A 19715-nucleotide genomic window follows, 5' to 3' on the forward strand; every position below is an offset into this window, starting at 1 on the left:
TTTAAAAAAAGCTTCTAAGATAAATAAGGAATCTTAGAAGCTTTTTGTATAAAGGAGAAAAGTTATGCCAAAACAGGGACACTTTGCTAAGTCGACACGGCTTAAACAATTGAATAACTTTAAAGTAAAAAGGCATTTCCCGGGAAATACTATTCCAAATAGCCAGTTAACCGATTTTTTGGTGGTTCGTTTTGCCTTGACAGTTAAGCAACGGATACCTAAGAGTTCTCGAGAAACGGTGCAACGTTTCTTAATTGAGGTGGCTGACCAATTATTGAAATATCAGGGGAACCTAGTCAACCTTGTCCCGGCATTGCTACGGGATATTAATCACCGCGCCCCCTGGCAATTTTATCGGCAATTATTACCGGAATGGGGGAAACTGCAAAAGTTCTTAAAGAAAGAAGTTCCTGCGGTACCGTTAAAACAACGTTGCTACTTGACGGGGACCATAACCACGGCAGCGCTGACCAAAATTGTAGCGCAACTATTAGCTGGCAAAGCTAGTGCAATTACCTTCTTAAAACAGCCTAATGCACCAATTAGCTTACGGCAGCAAACTACTAAAATGCTTTTAGCTGCAGTTTACCAAGAAGGAAAGATTGATTGGGTTAAGGTTCGGGCTTTGTTAGCACCGTTCCCGTTCCAAATTGATCCACAGCTTGATGCGGGGACTAAAAAGTGGCTGACAACACTTAGTCAGCAGTGATAATGGGTAAGAAAACTGTTATAATAAGCGTTAATTAGATATTCAATAAACAAGGGTGTTGTGGTGGAACTTTAACTCACCAGGACACTCTTGTTTTTTGATTTAATAAGGAGGAAATGACTTGCAAACTAAACAACCACGACATATTTATCTAGCGCTCAGTTCACTGGCGTTAATGATTTTTATTGGCATCCTGAATGAAACTTCGATGAATGTTACCTATCCGCGACTAGCTCCATATTTTCATGTTTCATTGGGAGTGATTCAATGGATTACAACTGGTTACCTGTTAATGGTGACGATTACCATGGGGACGACGGCTTACCTCTTGCGGCAATTTACGGCTAAACGTTTGCACCTCGTGGCGGTACTGGCCTTTATCATTGGTGATGTTATGAGTGCCACGGCACTTGCCTTCCCAATGTTATTAACGGGACGGTTGCTTCAGGCAGTTGCTACTGGCTTAGCAACGCCCATTCTCTATCACTTAATTTTCACTGAAATACCGCGGCAACGACTTGGTGCAATGACCGGTTTTGCGGGGATGGTGATTTCATTTGCCCCTGCCTTAGGGCCAACTTATGGCGGCTTTATTTCTGAGGCCCTATCTTGGCGGATGATCTTTTGGCTTCTTCTGCCATTGGCGTTATTGAGCCTGATAATTGGCCAGCTCTTTATCCGCAACCACCCTTATGGTAATGACAAGCCCTTTAGTTATGGAAGCCTGTTTGCTTTAGCATTAGCCTTATTTGTAATCGTTTATGATTTTTCAACGCTTGAGCAACATGGCTTTGACTTGGCCTTTTGGTTATTCTTAATAGGCGGTCTACTTTGCTTTGGTCTTTTTGCTTATATTAATAACCACGGTCGCTCTCAACTCTTTGATTTAACTATCTTTCGACTTAAGACTTTACGACTTTCAACCTTTACTTACTTTAGCCTTCAGTTTATCAACATTGGAATTTCCTTGGTTATTCCGCTCTATGCTCAGTACGTTTTGCACACTTCATCAACCATTGCTGGTTTAGTTTTACTACCGGGTTCAATCATTGGAGCTCTTATTGCTTCGTGGGCCGGACGTCTTGCTGACCAACAAGGCTTTGCCAAACCAGTGACCTTTGGCGGTAGTCTGTTGCTGTTGGGGACGGTCTGCTTTGTCGCCTTCCAACGGCAGTTAACGGCCTGGTGGTTAATGATCTTCTTTGTCATTTTACGAATAGGTTTTAACTTTTCCTTTGGTAACACAATTTCGAATGCTACGGTCCAGGTCGATCAGCGTAATACTTCCGATGTTAATTCTGTCTTTAACATGGTCCAGCAATTTGGCGGATCATTAGGAACGGGCTTATTAGCCGCAGTAATTTCATTAAAGCAGAAAGCTGGTATTGGTTCATTAGCTGTTCGAACCTATGCTGGTGGTCGAATCGATTATTGGCTGGTGACTATTCTGGCAGCACTAGTTGTCTTAGCAATCATGATTAATTTCCATTGGCAAAGTCAAACCGCGCGCCGACAATAAAGTATGGTAGAATAGGGGCTTGTAAGAAAACGATAACGAAATTAAGGAGTGAGAAGCAATGAGTGAACAACCTTTTGTTCCACTGATTTTGGGAAGTGACTTTAATGCTTACGGGATGGCTCGGTCAATGTATGAAAAATACGGGATTAAGTCCCACCTGTACGCTCGACACGAACTGGCACCAACCCGCTTTTCCAAAATCGTGGACCTTCACTTCATTGAAGATTTGCAGGCACCGGATGTCTTTGCTAAGACCTTGATCAAGGCGGCTAAGCAGTATATTGCTCAGGGGAAGAAAGTTGTCTTGATTAGCTGTGGGGATGATTACACCGAACTGGTCAGCAAGAATCGTCAGCAACTATCCAAGTACATGGCTTGTCCATATGCCGATTACAAGGAGGTGGCTAAGCTGACTAATAAGGAAGATTTCTATCAGGTTTGTGATCAATATGGACTGCCATACCCAAAGACCGACATTTTGAAGCCAGACCTGGATTACCGACATTATCAATCACCATTTGGCTTTCCAATTGCTCTTAAGGCTGCTGATGCTGTGGAGTGGCACAAGGGTAACTTCAAGGGCTATGAAAAGGCCTATATCATTAAAGATGCTAAGCGCCTTCAAGAAGTCTTGGAGATTATTTACGAGCACAGTCCATACCATGGTGATTTGATTCTCCAAGAATTCATTCCTGGTGATGACAGTAATATGCGGACGATTAACTGCTATGTTGATCGCAACCATCAAGTTAAATTAATGAGTCTTGGCCACCCATTGTTGGAAGACTGTAACCCGGCTAACGTTGGTAACTACGTGGCGATTATGCCGGCTTATGATAAGCAGATTTATAAGAATATCAAGAGCTTCTTGGAAAGCGTTAAGTTTACCGGTTTTGTTAATTTTGACCTCAAATATGACCGGCGTGATGGTCAATTTAAGGTTTTCGACTTGAATCCCCGGCAGGGACGGTCAAGCTTCTTCACTTCTTTGAATGGCCACCAGTTAGCAACTTTCCCGGTTGAGGATTATATTTTTGATAACTTGAAGGATCAAGATACGATTTATGCCAACCAGGATCCTAAGCAATACAAACTCTGGTTGGGAGTCAGCAAGCGGACTTTCTTGCAATATGCCAAGAATAACCAAATCAAGCATCAGGCTGAACAGTTAATCAAGGAAGGACGCTATGGAACGACTTTCCACTATGCTCGGGACATGAATTTGATGCGGTGGCTGATGGAAAAGCGGATTAATCATAACTACCAGAAGAATTTTGAAAAGTACTTCGTTGAAAAGAAATAATCTGAGAACTATATGAGACAGCGTTAAAACTGTCTCATATTGCAGTTTTAAATGTCAATTCAATTGAATTTGGAAATTGGCAATGTAATAATGTGACTGAAAATAAAAAGAAAGTACAAAAGAGATAACGATAATGCATACCATCATTCACTTTATGGTGAATAATCAAATTTTTACGTTATTTATCTGCATGGCCCTTGGCTTTGCAATTGGCAACTACAAGATTGGCGGCCGGTTTAATATCGGAGCAACCGTGGGAACATTGATTGTAACCTTGATTGTTGGCCAAATTGGTGCCTTTCCACGTGACGAGATGCTGGGAACCATTTTTTTTGGTGCCTTTATGTTTTCGGTTGGTTACCGGATTGGTCCTCAATTATTGGTTAGTCTGCGAATCTTCGGGGTCCGGATTATCTTGGCCAGTTTATTTTGGATGCTGGTGGCCTTTCTGGTTTCGTGGGGGCTTTTTGCAGCCTTTCACATTGGGCCAGGGATTGGTTCTGGGATTATCGCTGGTTCACTGACCCAATCGGCTACCGTGGCCAGCTCGATGCAGACGATTGGTGCCTTACCGGTTAGTCATGCTGTCCGAGCAACCTATGAGGCACAGCTGCCGGTTGCCTATGCCTTGACTTACGTCTTTGGAACCCTGGGGGTCATTATTTTTCTTCGTGACTTAGCACCCAAGATTTTAGGAATCACGGTCGAAAAGCAGGGACCGGCGATGGCGCGTCAGTACCACTTTCATGCTAAGAATCCAAACCCAACCTGGCGACGGACTTACCGAATCGGTGTTGATTCGCCACTTGTGGGTAAGACAATTGCCCAGTTTAATAGGTGGTCTGGTTACCACCTAATTGCTTTGGCGGCATTTCATGGGGATGAAATGACTGACCACCTCGAATACCAACTGCGGCCTGGTAACCTGGTGACAGTGATTGGCTATGCCATTCATTTTGACCGTTTACACCAAGTGCAGGGGATTAAAGAGGTCCTGACACCCACCAATGCGCCCCAAGAACGAAAATTTGTTTTAGGCAAGAAATTTCGACCGGTGCTCCTGGCGATCTTGCGCCAACACGGGGTCTTTATTAATGTTCAGGATCCGATTACCGGAAATGAACAACTGATTAATCAGTTACAGCCGGGTGACGTGATTTCTTTGACGGGGAATACTTCTCGCACGGCGGCGATCCTTAAGAAGATGGGCCGGTGGGCAACCACCGACCAAGCCATTAATTACGTTCTTTTTTCTTTGGGAATTGGTGGGGCTTCCCTTTTAGGGATTCTCGGCTTAAAATTAAATGGTATTCCGCTACAATTGGGCAATGGTACGGCGGCCTTAATTATGGGCCTTGCCTTAAGCTCTTGGATTGATCGCCACCGGGATTATAAGTCGATTCCCACAACGGTTACGAACTTTATGCAAAGCTTTGGTCTGACCCTTTTTGTGGGGACGGTTGGCCTTCAGTCGGCGCAGGCCTTTACCAGTGCCATTAAGAGTCTCGGCTTTGGTGTTTTGGTGATTGGGGCCATTGTGGCGATTGCTCCCCACCTGTTGACCCTTCTTTTTGGTCGTTATGTCTTACGAATGGAACCGCTAGCTCTCTTGGGAGCCCTAACTGGTTCTGGGACAATTGCAGCAGCCATGAGTGAGATTTCACAAAAGGCCGGAGCAGAGGGTGGCGCTTATTATGCCGCTGCTTTTACGCCCGCCTTCGTAGTCGGTAATATTGGTATCACATTACTAGGACCACTTTTTGTGGCTTTATTGTCATAACAAGTGGCAAGGAAAGGTAACATTAATATGAAAAAATTCTTTACAGTACTTGGTGGCATGGGGACCCTTGCCACAGAAAGCTATGTCCGTTTGCTGGATAAGCGAACACCAATTCATTGTGACCAGGACTACCTGGATTATATTGTTGTTAATCACGCCACGATCCCGGATCGCACGACATGGATTCTGGACCACAGTAAGCCAGACTATAACCCAGCCTTGATTGAAGACATCAAGCAGCAAAGTTTGCTTAAGCCCGCATTCTTCGTACTGATCTGTAATACTGCCCACTATGCCTTTGACCGCTTGCAGGCTGCTACTGACGTTCCAATCCTGAATATGCTTCAGGAAACCGTAAATGCCATCAAAACGATTAAACCGGATGCTAAAAAAGTTGGTTTATTAGCTACCCGGGGGACCGTGGAATCGGGACTCTATGATCATTACATCACGGCTGCTGGTTATGAAGAGATTAAGCCGACACCAGCGATTGTTGACCAAACAGAAGATCTGATTTATCACGATATCAAAGAAGCAGGACACTCAAATGGTAGGAAGTACCACGAGTTGGTTCGGCAGATGATTGAAGATCAGGGAGCCGACATTGTTATCTTAGGTTGTACGGAACTTTCCTATGCCGAGGAAATGGATCCGGAGACCAAGTACCCAGTAGCTGATTCTCAGTCAATCATCGTTGATCGTTCATTAGAAAAGGGATTAGCCCTACGTAAATGAGTTAATAAAAAGGTCGAGAGGAAATTACAGTTTCTCTCAACCTTTTTATTTTGCGATCAGTTGTCCGTTGACAGGAGTCAATATAAATAAATTCTTAGATTGGTCTAGATGTTTGCTTTCATGTTAGAATAATAGAAGAAAGAGTGTAGTGTAAGGAGAGAAAAAGATGGGTTCACCAGTATACATTCAAATTCATAACCAATTACGGGAAAACATTGAAAATGGTAAGTGGACAGTAGGGCAAAAGATCCCGGCCGAGCGAGAATTAGCTAGTAGTTTTCATGTTAGCCGGATGACTCTCCGTCAGGCGATCCAAGCCTTGGTTGACGAGGGAATCCTTGAGCGCCGCATTGGCTCAGGAACCTTCGTTGCCAATCGGAAGGTTCAAGAGAAAATGTCCGGTGTTACTAGTTTTACCGAATTGATGCAGGCATCCGGGAAACGGCCTTCTAGTCGAACAATTTCCTACCATTTAACAATTCCGTCACAAACCGAGATTGAAAAGCTTCAATTGCCTGCTGATGCTAAAGTACTACGGATGGAACGAATTCGTTATGGTAATGAAATTCCAATCTGTTATGAGGTTGCAACCGTGCCTGCCAAATTAGTAGAACGCTTTAGTAAGGAAGAGGTTACCAGTTCCTTCTACCGGACCCTTGAGGAAAAGGCACACCTTTATCCTGGCCATGCCGTTCAAATGGTCTCGGCTACTAAGGCGACGGAACGAATTGCTACTTTCCTGCAGATTAAACGAGGGGATGCCCTCTTGCGGATGAGTCAGCTCTCGTACCTCCAAGATGGTCGGCCTTTTGAATATGTCCATACTCAATATGTTGGCTCTCGTTTTGAATTTGTTCTAGAGAAGTAAACTAAACGATCCGTGTTACAATAAAATTATTTGTTTCGATGAGGAGATCTATCTAATTATGAAGTTTAATTATCCAGATGATAGCTTGGCCCTGCATACTGATGCTTATGAATTGAGTATGATGCAGACCTATTGGAAACAGGGCATTGGTAATCGCCGTGCTGTTTTCGAAGCTTTCTTCCGGAAAATGCCGTTTCAAAATGGCTATGCGGTTTATGCCGGTTTAGACCATATCATTCGTTATATTAAAAACCTGCATTTTACCGCTAGTGATATTGAATACTTAAAGTCTACTGATCAGTTCGATGATGACTTCTTGGACTATTTACGGAATTTTAAGTTTACTGGAACTCTCCGTAGTTTTGAAGAAGGGGACCTCGTCTTTAACCATGAACCAATCTTACAGGTCGATGCACCAATCATTGAAGCCCAACTGATAGAGACCGCCATTTTGAATATCCTCAATTACCAGATTGTGGTCGCTACCAAGGCATCACGGATTAAGTCGATTGTTGGTGACCAGAGTGTGATGGAGTTTGGTAGTCGGCGTGCACAGGAATTGGATGCTTCCATCTGGGGAACACGGGCAGCTTATATCGGCGGTTTCAACGCTACCAGTAATGTGCGAGCTGGTAAGCTCTTTGGGATTCCTATTTCTGGGACCCATGCCCACGCATTGGTTCAAGCCTACCGGAATGATTACGATGCCTTTAAGGCATATGCTGAAACCCACCGTGATTGTGTCTTCCTAGTTGATACCTTTGATACTCTAAAGAGTGGGGTGCCAACCGCCATCCGGGTGGCCAAGGAATTTGGTGATCGGATCAACTTCATTGGAGTACGAATAGATAGTGGTGACATGGCATACCTTTCTAAACGCGTTCGGACAATGTTAGATGAAGCTGGTTTCCCGGATGCCAAGATTTTTGCCTCTAATGGTTTGGATGAAAAGACCATTCAGAATTTAAAGATGCAAGGGGCCAAGATCGATGTTTGGGGTGTGGGCACCAAGCTGATTACCGCCTATGACCAGCCAACCTTAGGAGCCGTTTATAAGTTGGTTTCAATGGAAGATTCTCATGGCCAGATGGTAGATACGATTAAGCTTTCTAATAACGTCGCTAAGATGTCGACGCCGGGTGAAAAACAGGTTTGGCGGATCAACGACCGGATCGATGGCAAGAGCGAGGGCGATTATGTTACCTTAATCGATGAAGATCCTCGTGAAGAAGAATCATTAAACATGTTTAATCCAAACTTTCCTCTTCAGCAAAAAGATGTGAGTGACTTTCTGGCCCGGCCGATGCTCAAGGATATTTGGAAAGATGGTCAATTTGTCTATGATGAGCCGCAATTGAATGAAATTCGTGATCACCGAGAGGCTAGTTTGGCAGCTCTTTGGGATGAATACAAGCGGGATCTTAACCCCGAAGTCTATCCGGTTGACTTGTCACAGAAGTGTTATGACAATAAATTACACATGATTCATCACGTTCACGAATACGTTAAGACATTGGAAAAAAAGGAGCGGTAAAAATGCGTAAGATGCAAGAACAAATTATCAACGACCTTAAAGTTAGCCCAACGATCGATCCACAAATTGAAGTTGCTAAGCGGGTTAAGTTTCTACATGACTTTATGCAAAAAACAGGGATGAAAGTTTTAGTTCTCGGTATTTCTGGCGGGCAGGATTCTACTCTGGCTGGTCGGTTATGCGAGCTGGCCGTGCAGCAACGTCGTCAAGAAACGAGCGATGATGATTATCAGTTCATCGCGGTGCGTTTACCGTATGGGACCCAAGCCGATGAATCGGATGCAATGGAAGCAATTGATGATTTTATTAAGCCTGACAAGACAATGCGGGTTAATATCAAGCCGGCTACTGACGCGATGGTTAAAAGTCTGGAAGAAGCCGGTGCTACTATCAGTGATTTTAATAAGGGCAATATTAAGGCTCGTCAACGAATGATTGTCCAGTATGCCATTGCTGGCCAATACGGTGGTGCGGTTGTTGGTACTGACCATGCGGCCGAGGCGGTGACCGGCTTTTATACCAAGTTTGGTGACGGTGGGGCCGATATTACGCCACTTTCCGGACTGGATAAACGTCAGGGTAAGGCCTTATTGAAATACTTAAAAGCCCCGGCTGAACTCTATGAAAAAACTCCAACAGCCGATTTAGAGGATGATCAACCAATGCGACCGGACGAGGCAGCACTGGGAGTTCGCTATGAAGACATCGATAATTACCTAGAAGGTCGGCAAGTTGCCGATGATGCGGCTGCGAAGATTGAAAGTTGGTACATGAAAACTCGTCATAAGCGGCACCAGCCAATTACACCATTGGATACTTGGTGGAAGTAAACGAAGAAAGTAAACGGAGGATTTATGAATAAGCAGGCACTTCAACTAGTTAGTCAACAATTACCGAACTTACGGGAAAAACAGATTAGTGCGGCACTAAAATTAATGAGTGAAGGAAACACGATTCCCTTTATTGCTCGTTACCGGAAGGAAGCAACCGGTACCTTGGATGAAGTTCAATTACAGGCAATTCGGGATGGTTACCGTCACGTTAATAACTTGTTAGAGCGTCAAGAAACCGTTATTAATGAAATCAAAAAAGAGGGTAAGCTGACCCCTGCCTTAGAGAAAAAGATTCGGGCGACAACGGAACTCCAGCAGGTGGAAGACCTTTATTTGCCATACAAGCAAAAACGACAAACGAAGGCACAAAAGGCCCGGGCGGTTGGTTTAGCTCCGTTGGCTAACCTGCTTTTGACTTATCCAGCAGGGGACCTTAATGAGTTAGCAGTTCAGTACACCAATGCTGATGTTCCGGATCCACAATCGGCCCTGGCTGGAGCTCACGAGATTTTAGCAGAAGCGATTAGTGAAATGGCAACGGTTCGTGGCTGGCTTCGTAATTATATTGTCGCCCATGGTCAGCTGCAAGTTAAGCTAAAACGGAATGGTGAGTCAAAAGACAAATTGGGTACCTATAAACAGTATTATGATTTTGTTGCGCCGATTAAACACCTTAGTTCGTACCAGGTATTGGCCATCAACCGGGGTGAAAAGGAAGGCGTCTTAAATGTTAAAGTAGTAGCCGATGATCAAGCAATCCTGAACTACTTACACTTCCGCCTGATTCGCACCACTAAACACAATGCAGCTACAGATTTTATTGTGGCTGCCTACCGTGATGCATTGAAACGTTTTTTGGGACCGGCAATTGACCGTGAAATTCGTCGTCAATTAACTGCTCAGGCGGATACTCAAGCAATTAAGGTTTTTGGTGAGAATCTTTACCACCTCTTAATGCAAGCGCCGATTAAGGGCAAGATTGTGATGGGCTTCGATCCAGCCTACCGCACCGGTTGTAAGCTAGCAATTCTAGATAAAAATGGTAAATTCTTGGCCAAGGCGGTTATCTTTCCACACAAGCCGGCACCGGAAAAGCAACGGGCGGCTGCTGAAGGAGAATTCTTACATTTGATTGAGCAGTATCATGTTGAAATGGTTGCCATTGGTAATGGGACGGCTAGCCGTGAATCAGAACGTTTCGTAGCAACGGCTCTTAAAAAATTATCACGACCGGTTTATTACGTGATTGTTAATGAGGCTGGGGCTTCGGTTTACTCGGCCAGTGCTGCCGCACGAGAGGAATTTCCTCAGCTACACGTTGAACAACGCAGTGCGATTAGCATTGGGCGACGGCTCCAGGATCCATTGGCTGAACTCGTTAAGATTAATCCCCAGGCGATTGGGGTTGGTCAGTATCAGCACGACTTACCTAAAAAAGAGTTAGGAACGGAGTTGGCTGATGTGGTTGAACGAGCGGTTAACCGGGTTGGTGTTAATCTCAACACGGCCAGTTACCAACTGCTAGGACAAATTTCGGGATTAAATAAGACAACGGCTAAGAATATTGTTCATTATCGTGATGAACATGGCAGCTATACTAATCGAACGCAGTTAAAAAAGGTGCCTCGGTTAGGACCCAAGGCTTACCAACAAGCGGTTGGTTTTTTGCGGATCCCTGGTGGTGAGAATCCACTGGATAATACCGATGTGCACCCGGAGTGTTATCAAATTGCAACCACGATGATGAAAGATGCCGGGATTACACTTGACCAGTTGGGTTCGGCAGCAGCTAACCAGCAGTTGGCTAAACTTCAGCCGACTGACTATACGACCGCCCAGGCTGGTGAAGAGACGGTTGAAGATATTATCAATTCGCTGGAAAAGCCCGGACGCGACCTTCGTGATGCGATGCCAGCACCATTATTGCGACACGATGTTGTAACGATTGAAGATCTGAAGCCCGGGATGAAACTTCAGGGGACAGTTCGCAATGTGGTCGATTTTGGTGCCTTTGTTGATATTGGTGTTAAGCATGATGGCCTGGTTCACGTTTCCAAAATGAGCAAACGGTTTATTAAGGATCCACGGAGCGTGGTTGCCGTTGGTGATATTGTAGACGTCTGGGTTGACAGTGTGGACCTTCAGCGGCAACGGATTCAATTAACGATGGTAGCCCCGGAGAAAGTTGAAAATGACTAACCAGGAATTGCAAACTCTAACTGAAAAATGGTCGCTGAAATATTTTCAACGGCCGTTTCGTCACCGCATCTTTTTTAACCGACGACTGAAAACCACTGGTGGGCGTTATCATTTAAGTGATCATCATATTGACATTAATCCATTGATGCTAACTGAGTTTGATGAGGACAACCTTAGGAGAGTGGTACTACATGAGCTTTGTCATTATCACTTGCATTTAACCGGTCAAGACTATCACCACCGTAGTTTAGCTTTTCGACGCTTATTAGCCGCAGTTGGTGGCTCGCGATATGCACCACCGACCAGCAAAGTCCGTCATCGGCAGGTAAAATGGCTTTACCAGTGTCAAGGATGCGGTGTCTTGGTACCTCGTCAACGCCGATTTAATACTCGGCGTTATGTTTGCCGTCGGTGTGGTGGGCGCTTCAAATTAATTAATTTGCAAAAGTAGTTGCCAAGGGGAAACGGGTTTGCTATAATAGTTCTTGTTGGTTGTTATGCGGCCGTGGCGGAACTGGCAGACGCGTAAGATTAAGGATCTTATGGTCGATTTATGACCGTGGAGGTTCAAGTCCTCTCGGCCGCACTGATTAAATCCGGAACGATTTTCGTTCCGGATTTTTTTGTTTTAAATTTCTATTAATAAAAGTTAAGTAAAGTTTACCTGTTGTTCTATCAATTCATTAATGAAAGCGCTATACTAAAAGATGAACTTGATGAATGAGGAGGATTTATTAATGGATGCAGATATCAAATGGTTAGATGATCCGGAAACCTTCCGGGTTAACCAACTACCCGCGCACAGTGACCATCGTTATTATGGCAACTATGCCGAATGGGCAGCAAATAACAGTCGCTTTAAGCAGTCCTTAAATGGCCAATGGCAGTTTAAGCTTGCTAAGTCTCCCCAGGAGCGGTTGAAGGGCTTTTATGAGACCAATTTGAATACCGCTAACTTTGATGAAATCGAGGTACCAAGTGAGATTGAACTGAGTGATTATGCTCAGAACAATTACATTAACACCCTGATCCCATGGGAAGGCAAAATCTATCGGCGGCCTGCCTATGCATTGAGTGCTGATGATGACCAGGCTGGCTCCTTTAGTGAAGGACCCGATAATACGGTCGGAATGTACCGGAAGACCTTTGACCTTGCACCAGCCCTCCGTGGCAAGCAGGTTCGTGTTCGTTTTGAAGGGGTGGAACGGGCAATGTACTTGTGGCTCAATGGTCACTTCATTGGTTATGCTGAGGACAGCTTTACTCCATCCGAATTCGATTTGACTCCGTATATCAAAGACGAAGGTAACGTCATGGCGGTGGAAGTCTTCAAGCACTGCACTGCTTCCTGGATTGAAGATCAGGACATGTTCCGCTTTTCCGGTATTTTTCGTTCTGTAGAGTTATTAGCTCAACCAGTAACCCATATTGAGGACATGACGATTCGACCGACCCTGGATGACAATTACCAGGATGGTCACTTTAGCTTACACCTTAAAATGGCTGGTGAGGCTTCTGGAACCGTTCACGTGATGGTTAAGGATGCTGATGGCGACAGTCTGTTTGACCAATCGTTGCCGGTTAAGGACCAGGTTGACCTCACGGACGTTAACTTTATTAACGTTCATTTATGGGATAACCATGATCCGTACCTTTACCAGCTATTAGTTGAGGTTCGCGATGAAAATGGTGAACTAGTTGAGCTAGTACCATACCGGTTTGGTTTTCGTAAGATTGAAATCAGTCCGGACCACGTTGTCCTGTTGAATGGTAAACGACTGATTATCAACGGGGTTAACCGTCACGAATGGGATGATCATCGTGGTCGGAGCGTAACCCTGGATGATATGCGCTCAGACATTAAGACCTTCCATGCTAATAACATTAATGCTGTTCGGACCTGTCACTACCCAGATCAGATTCCGTGGTATTACCTTTGTGACCAAAATGGTATTTACATGATGGCGGAAAACAACCTGGAATCACACGCTACCTGGCAAAAGCTGGGTGCGATTGAGCCATCATATAATGTTCCCGGTTCTGTTCCCCAATGGAAGGACGTCGTGGTTGATCGGGCCCGTAGCAATTATGAGACTTTTAAGAACCACACGGCAATTCTCTTCTGGTCACTAGGAAACGAATCATTTGCTGGTGATAATATGGTTGCCATGCAGAAGCTTTACAAGTCACACCATGATGGTCGATTGGTTCACTATGAAGGAGTTTGCCACACCCATGATTACAGCAAGCAGATTCCGAGCCTGGATCCAAAGGGTTATCTGCCGGCTGGCGGGACTAAGGATTACCGGGAAGAACTTTCCGACGTCGAGAGTTGGATGTACCTGCCACCAAAGCAAGTAGAAGAATACCTCAAGAATAATCCGGATAAGCCATTCATGGAATGTGAATACATGCACGACATGGGAAATTCCGATGGTGGAATGGGCTCCTACATTAAGCTCCTTGACAAGTACCCACAATACTTCGGTGGCTTCATCTGGGACTTCATTGACCAGGCCTTGGCAGTCAAGGATCCGGTTAGTGGTAAGGAAGTCATGCGTTATGGTGGCGACTTTGATGATCGTCACTCGGATTACGAATTCTCTGGTGACGGCCTGATGTTTGCGGACCGAACACCAAAACCAGCAATGCAGGAGGTACGGTACTACTATGGCTTACACAAATAAATTACACGTCATTTATGGTGACGGCACGCTCGGCGTTGCGGGCGTTGGTTTTCGCTATATTTTTAGTTACGAACGCGGTGGCCTTGAATCACTAAAGCTCAATGGTAAGGAATGGCTTTATCGTGTTCCCACCCCAACTTTCTGGCGGGCAACGACCGATAATGACCGAGGCAGTGGCTTTAATATTAAGTCTGCTCAATGGCTTTCCGCCGATGCTTTTCAGAAGTGTACGGGAATTAGTTTAACTGTTGATGACCATCATTTTGATCAATTACCAGTAGCTCCCGTTACCAATGACTTTAGTAACCACGAATATGCTAAACAGGTCACAATTGCCTTTACCTTTGCGACTCTGACCGTGCCGACAACGACAGTTAAGGTTAGTTATCAGGTCACGGCTAATGGTCATATCAAGATTAGCGTTCACTATACTGGTAAGAAAGGCTTACCAAGCTTGCCGGTAATGGGTTTACGGTTCGTGATGCCAACACTGGCAACCGGTTTTACTTACCACGGGTTATCTGGTGAAACGTATCCGGACCGGATGGCAGGAGCAAAAGAAGGTACCTATACTGTCAAAGGCCTGCCGGTGGCTAAGTATCTAGTACCACAAGAGAATGGAATGCACATGGCAACCGACTGGGCTACGATTACTCGCAATACCACTCAAAACAACGCTGACCATTCCCACGCACCATTTTCATTGACGGTGGCTAAGGCTGACCAACCATTTAACTTCAGTTGTCTGCCTTACACGGCGGAAGAATTAGAGAATGCCACCCACATTGAAGAATTACCATTGGCTCGGCGGACCGTTTTGGTTGTCGCTGGAGCAGTTCGTGGCGTTGGTGGTATCGATAGTTGGGGTGCTGATGTGGAAGACCAATATCATATTCCTGCTGACCAAGACATTGACTTCTCATTCGTTTTGCAACCGACTAAATAATTAGACATCGTTGAAACAAAAAAAGCTGTACCAGTTTTAGCTTGGTACAGCTTTTTTTCTTTACTTATGCTGTGATTTGTTGCCAGAAACCAGGAAGGGCACGGATGAAGCGGTAGAGTCCATATAAACCGAGAAGGATTAGACCAACCAGAGAAATAACAATTAACGCTTTAAACCAAGTGGCAACCCTGAAATAGAGGGTCACGGTATTTTTACCGTGTCGCTGGTGGACAAATGGTGCCCCAATTGATGATCGTTGGTAGTTATGAAGCCGGTGTCCATTTAAGGTTAATTGGGATTCGTGGTAAGTGATGATTGGAAGACGAACCCTACCTGCTTGAGAAGCATTCCAGCTTAATTGCAAGCCACCGTGCGGCAGAACCTTATGTTGGTATTCCGCTGCATGGTTGATAATCTGATCCTGATAGGCAAAAGAACGGATGTACTTTTTATTGATGAATTTCTTGGGGACTGGTAAATAGTCGGGACTGCGTTTTTCAACCATTGTTATTAATTGTCCAGGATAAAGGTCGTGAACCGAGCGCCGTAGCCGAACCCGGTTATCGGTCACCCACGCGATGGCACTGGATGAATTAAGGACTTCAGTAGATTGGTAGCGGGCGGTTCGTTGGAAAACATCGATCGTGTTGGGCACAAAAACCTGGACGATGGTGAAAATTAAGACACCGATCGTAATGTTGCGACGAAGGTGTAATTTGGGAAAATGGTCACCTTGAACGAAAGTAGTTGCCGAAATGGCTACCCCTAGAAGCAGCAAGGGATAGGCAACCACGGTTAGCCGGCTTGGAAACTGAAGATTATGGGACAGGCTGGGAACAGCAGTAGCTAGTTTTTCCCAGGGAGCCCAGATAGAACTGAAGATAACGATAATTGCTCCCCAGATGGTTACCATAGTATTAACTAGGGATTGCTTGAAGTGACAGCAGACATAAATAAATTGGATTAAGAAAAGTAGCCAACAGAAGTAAATCAAATAGGCCCGGGTACTAGTAAATTGTGAAGGAATCAATGAATTCTTTAGCATGTTAAAGTCAGCCGGACCAGCAATGTTGTTGTGGAGATTGAGCATTAACAACGCTCCCCAGACATTGGCTGTTAAGATAATAGTACTAATTACCGCCAGGGCAGTTTCTTTAATCATTTCCCAGCGATTAGTTGTTCGAATTAGACCGATGATGAAAAATGGTACTAAGGTCACGACAAAGAAGATGGAACTTAGTAGGTGGATTTGAATCACAATTGTCATTAAGGTCATTAGTGGCAGCCAATGAACCGGGTGTTGCCGGTCCTGGAGCATATTAATGCCACACATCACCATGTAAGGAGCCAACATTGCTCCCCAAGCATTCATATTCTGAGCGAGTTCCCACCGTGGTAGCCAACCGATGTTCATGAAGAGAAGACTGGCTAGGAGAGCAAAGCGGCGGGAGCTATGGGCTTTGATGGCCAGTTGGTACATTCCAATTCCACCACCAATATAAACGATCAGGTTGGTGATGACTTCGTAGCGAAACCAAGTCCCTAATAAGCCGAGGAGCGCCCCATTCAGATAGGCAAAAAAGGGTCCGTAGACGGCATTGATGACCCGGCCACTCTGCTGAAAGCAATAGTTACTCTGAAAGTAGCTAAAATTGCCCTGTTGAATCTGTTTGGCAGCTTCGTAGAACCGGTTGAAATGAAAGATCGAATCGGTACCTAAGATTACTCCATGGGAAATCAATTGAGGATACATTACAATATAGGCCATTGCACAGATTGCGAGGTAGGGTAATGACCAATTTAGTAAGTGGTAAAATTTGGTTTTCATGTTTTTTTGTTCCTTAATAAAAATAGTCAACTCTTTTTATTATAAACCACCGTGAATCTATGTGGCAGGAGGCAGGGTAATCTAATGAAGCTAATATACCAAGTTTAGTAGTACAATAAATACTAATCCTAAATTTGGAAAGTAGATGAGAGTTAAGTGCTGTCAATATTCTTATCGGCGATTTCTGGGGTATTGGTTATCCTCATTATGGTGGTCGTCGGTTTTGTAATGAACGAACGAGGCTGGTTCAATGTCCAATCGCCACGAATTATTTCCCGCCTGGTAACCCAGGTATCCTTACCCTGCTACATGGTTACCACTATTATGCATGATTTTTCGGCCGATGAACTGAAGACTTTGCTGCCAGACTTGCGTTATCCGGTCTTATCGATGATTATCCTTTTTGCCTTGTCCTTTGCTGTAGCCCGGGCAATCGGGATTAAACGGTCACACATTGGGCTTTTCTCTTCAATGTTTTTTAATTCCAATACAGTTTTCATCGGTTTGCCGATCAACTTAGCCCTTTTTGGTAATGCCTCGATTCCTTATGTGTTGGTCTACTACATGGCTAATACAACCTTCTTTTGGACAATTGGTGTTTGGCTGATTCAACGGGATGGCTTACATGAGGCCAAAATTGACGTCAAGACGGCATTGAAAAAAATCTTTTCCCCACCATTGCTCGGCTTTATTGTCGGAGTTATTTTGGTAATCCTTCACGTTAAGTTGCCTAAGTTTATCATGTCTGACTTATCATATATTGGCGGATTGACGATTCCGATGTCAATGATTTTCATTGGGATTGCCATTTCTAACGCCGGTCTTAGTCGGGTACGTCTAACCCGGGATGCTTGGGGGATCTTATTGGGCCGCTTCCTTTTTGCTCCACTATTAATGGCCATCTTAGTAATCCCAAGTAGTATGTCGCCATTAATGAAACAAGTCTTTATTCTTCAGGCGGCGATGCCCGTGATGACCAACGCCCCAGTAGTTTCCAAGCTTTACCATGCTGATTCTAATTATGCAGCAATCATGGTTACCGAAACGACCGTACTAGCGGTTATCGTCATTCCAATCTTAATGGTGATTATTAAGACGATGTTGTAGCATCAGGCTGTTAAAGAGTGCACAATTGCGCTATCATTAATGGTGGCAAAGGAGTGAGAGTTTATATGGTAGATTTAGTGATTGTTCGGCATGGTCAGAGTCAAGCCAATAAGGATAATATTTTTACGGGTTGGACGGATGTGCCGCTAACCCCTGAAGGTGTGGCCCAGGGTCAAGCGGTTGGTCGACAACTTGCTAAACTGGGAATCCAATTTAGCGATGCCCACACTTCGTATATGGCGCGGGCAATTACCACTACGAACATTATTCTTGATGAAATTGACCAATTGTACATTCCAATTCATAAGACCTGGCGACTTAATGAACGCCACTATGGTGCATTGAGTGGTCGCAATAAAGCCAAGGTTAAGGAAAAGGTTGGAGCAGCCCAATTACACCGCTGGCGGCGTGGATATAAGGACCTGCCACCGCAGCTGACCCACCGACAACATGAGCGTCGTTATGACCGTCTCGGCGTCAAGATGCCGTTGAGTGAAAGCCTAGCAATGACTCAACGTCGCTTATTACCATATTGGCAAGATCAGATTGCCCCGCGTTTGTTAGATGGTAAAAACCAACTGATTGTGGCCCATGGCAGTTCACTACGGGCCTTGATTAAATACCTTGACCAGATTCCTGATAGTAAGATTGATCAAGTAGAAGTACCGAATGGCAAGCCAATCTGGTATCGCTTCGATGACCGATTAAATATCGTTAAAAAGACTTTCATTACAATGGATGGTGAAGAATAAATGATTCATGAGCTGCACAATAACCCCACCTTAGCTGGGCAAGTCCGCCTGCTTGATAATGTTACCTACGCCGCAGTTGATGGCCGCCCTCTTAAAATGGCCATTTTGACCCCTTGGACCCAGCGTTATCCACATCAGTATCACCCAACAGCCCGCCCGTTAATTGTTTTTGTTCAGGGCAGTTCTTGGCGCACTGGTAAGCTTGGTGAGGAAATCCCGCAGCTAGTGCAATTTGCCCAAGCCGGTTACGTGGTAGCGACAGTTCAACACCGGAGCGCGATCGATGGTTATGCTTTTCCGGCTTTTCTGGAGGATGTTAAGACAGCGATTCGTTATCTCCGTCGTCATGCTCGTAAGTATGCTATTGATCCCCACCGTGTTGCTATTTGGGGAACCTCGTCGGGGGCTAATGCCGCCATGTTAGTAGGATTAACCGGTGATGATCCACGTTATAAGGCCCGACTTTATAAGCATGAATCTGACCGGGTTGATGCGGTCGTTTCTTGTTTTGCCCCAATGGACGTGGCCGATACCTTTGAATATTCCAAGAAGGTTCCGGGTAATAAATTGCTTCAGTTCTGTCTCTTTGGACCCGACCCGTCTAAGTGGGCGGATGTTGCTCGGGCGATGAGTCCCCTCAACGTGGAAAAGCCGGGCCAAGATTATCCGCCGTTTTTATTGTTACATGGGGATGCCGACAAAGTTGTACCGTACCACCAGATGGAAGATATGTATAAGAAACTTACTCATGATGGTTATGAGGTTAGTGCCTATCGGATTAAGGGTGCCAACCATGAACGCGACTTTTGGAGTCCGGCCGTTTACCAAGTTGTCAAAAAATATTTGGATGAAAAAATAAAATAAACGAAAAATGCGTCCGGTAAAGTTGCAGATTACCGGACGCTTTTAGTATTG

16 protein-coding genes and 1 tRNA gene are annotated in these 19715 nt (G+C 44.9%); 16 read left to right on the top strand and 1 reads right to left on the bottom strand.

Annotation, left to right across the window (positions count from 1 at the left end):
* Positions 1-64: 64 nt before the first annotated feature.
* The 13 genes from ACEYV4_RS03515 to ACEYV4_RS03575 all read left to right on the top strand — a co-directional run bounded on the left by ACEYV4_RS03515 (position 65) and on the right by ACEYV4_RS03575 (position 15113).
* Complete coding sequence (locus tag ACEYV4_RS03515; RefSeq protein ID WP_373842049.1) at positions 65-709, top strand: hypothetical protein; 645 nt, start codon at positions 65-67, stop codon at positions 707-709.
* A gap of 121 nt (positions 710-830) precedes the next feature.
* Positions 831-2228 (top strand): MFS transporter, encoded by a 1398-nt coding sequence (locus ACEYV4_RS03520; RefSeq protein ID WP_373842050.1) that lies wholly within the window; start codon positions 831-833, stop codon positions 2226-2228.
* A gap of 58 nt (positions 2229-2286) precedes the next feature.
* Positions 2287-3531, top strand: a complete 1245-nt coding sequence (locus ACEYV4_RS03525; protein ID WP_373842051.1) for a carboxylate--amine ligase — start codon at positions 2287-2289, stop codon at positions 3529-3531.
* A 154-nt stretch (positions 3532-3685) separates the two neighbouring features.
* A complete protein-coding gene (locus ACEYV4_RS03530; RefSeq protein ID WP_373842065.1) occupies positions 3686-5311 on the top strand; it encodes a YidE/YbjL duplication in 1626 nt (541 codons plus the stop codon).
* A gap of 27 nt (positions 5312-5338) precedes the next feature.
* Positions 5339-6046, top strand: a complete 708-nt coding sequence (locus tag ACEYV4_RS03535; protein ID WP_373842052.1) for an aspartate/glutamate racemase family protein — start codon at positions 5339-5341, stop codon at positions 6044-6046.
* A gap of 166 nt (positions 6047-6212) precedes the next feature.
* Positions 6213-6914 carry a GntR family transcriptional regulator gene (locus ACEYV4_RS03540; protein WP_373842053.1) on the top strand — a complete coding sequence of 234 codons (702 nt, stop codon included), beginning with the start codon at positions 6213-6215 and terminating at the stop codon, positions 6912-6914.
* Positions 6915-6972: 58 nt separating this feature from the next.
* Positions 6973-8448: a nicotinate phosphoribosyltransferase gene (locus ACEYV4_RS03545; RefSeq protein WP_373842054.1), complete on the top strand. Its 1476-nt coding sequence runs from the start codon at positions 6973-6975 to the stop codon at positions 8446-8448.
* A gap of 2 nt (positions 8449-8450) precedes the next feature.
* The gene (nadE, locus tag ACEYV4_RS03550; RefSeq protein WP_373842055.1) at positions 8451-9278 is read left to right on the top strand and encodes an ammonia-dependent NAD(+) synthetase; all 828 of its coding nucleotides are present in this window, start codon (positions 8451-8453) and stop codon (positions 9276-9278) included.
* A gap of 24 nt (positions 9279-9302) precedes the next feature.
* On the top strand, positions 9303-11480 hold the full coding sequence (locus ACEYV4_RS03555) for a Tex family protein (RefSeq protein WP_373842056.1): 2178 nt from the start codon (positions 9303-9305) through the stop codon (positions 11478-11480).
* The gene (locus tag ACEYV4_RS03560) at positions 11473-11931 is read left to right on the top strand and encodes a SprT family protein (RefSeq protein ID WP_373842057.1); all 459 of its coding nucleotides are present in this window, start codon (positions 11473-11475) and stop codon (positions 11929-11931) included. The genes ACEYV4_RS03555 and ACEYV4_RS03560 overlap by 8 nt, the downstream gene beginning before the upstream one ends.
* Before the next feature lie 48 nt (positions 11932-11979).
* Positions 11980-12066: transfer RNA gene (locus tag ACEYV4_RS03565), tRNA-Leu, on the top strand.
* Positions 12067-12217: 151 nt separating this feature from the next.
* Positions 12218-14167 carry a glycoside hydrolase family 2 TIM barrel-domain containing protein gene (locus tag ACEYV4_RS03570; protein ID WP_373842058.1) on the top strand — a complete coding sequence of 650 codons (1950 nt, stop codon included), beginning with the start codon at positions 12218-12220 and terminating at the stop codon, positions 14165-14167.
* Complete coding sequence (locus tag ACEYV4_RS03575; RefSeq protein WP_373842059.1) at positions 14151-15113, top strand: beta-galactosidase small subunit; 963 nt, start codon at positions 14151-14153, stop codon at positions 15111-15113. The genes ACEYV4_RS03570 and ACEYV4_RS03575 overlap by 17 nt, the downstream gene beginning before the upstream one ends.
* Positions 15114-15177: 64 nt before the next feature.
* Here the strand turns inward: ACEYV4_RS03575 and ACEYV4_RS03580 are convergent, their stop codons facing one another.
* Positions 15178-16941 (bottom strand): cell division protein, encoded by a 1764-nt coding sequence (locus ACEYV4_RS03580; RefSeq protein ID WP_373842060.1) that lies wholly within the window; start codon positions 16939-16941, stop codon positions 15178-15180.
* Between the two features lie 156 nt (positions 16942-17097).
* Between ACEYV4_RS03580 and ACEYV4_RS03585 the strand changes: the two genes are divergently transcribed.
* From ACEYV4_RS03585 to ACEYV4_RS03595, 3 genes are all read left to right on the top strand, one after another.
* Positions 17098-18048: an AEC family transporter gene (locus tag ACEYV4_RS03585; protein WP_373842061.1), complete on the top strand. Its 951-nt coding sequence runs from the start codon at positions 17098-17100 to the stop codon at positions 18046-18048.
* Positions 18049-18113: 65 nt separating this feature from the next.
* Positions 18114-18800, top strand: coding sequence for a 2,3-diphosphoglycerate-dependent phosphoglycerate mutase (locus tag ACEYV4_RS03590; RefSeq protein WP_373842062.1), 687 nt, complete (start codon positions 18114-18116; stop codon positions 18798-18800).
* Positions 18801-19664, top strand: coding sequence for an alpha/beta hydrolase fold domain-containing protein (locus ACEYV4_RS03595; RefSeq protein ID WP_373842063.1), 864 nt, complete (start codon positions 18801-18803; stop codon positions 19662-19664).
* The last annotated feature ends 51 nt before the right edge of the window (positions 19665-19715 follow it).

The organism is Limosilactobacillus sp. (assembly GCF_041859915.1).
In the GTDB taxonomy this organism is placed as follows: Bacteria; Bacillota; Bacilli; order Lactobacillales; family Lactobacillaceae; genus Limosilactobacillus.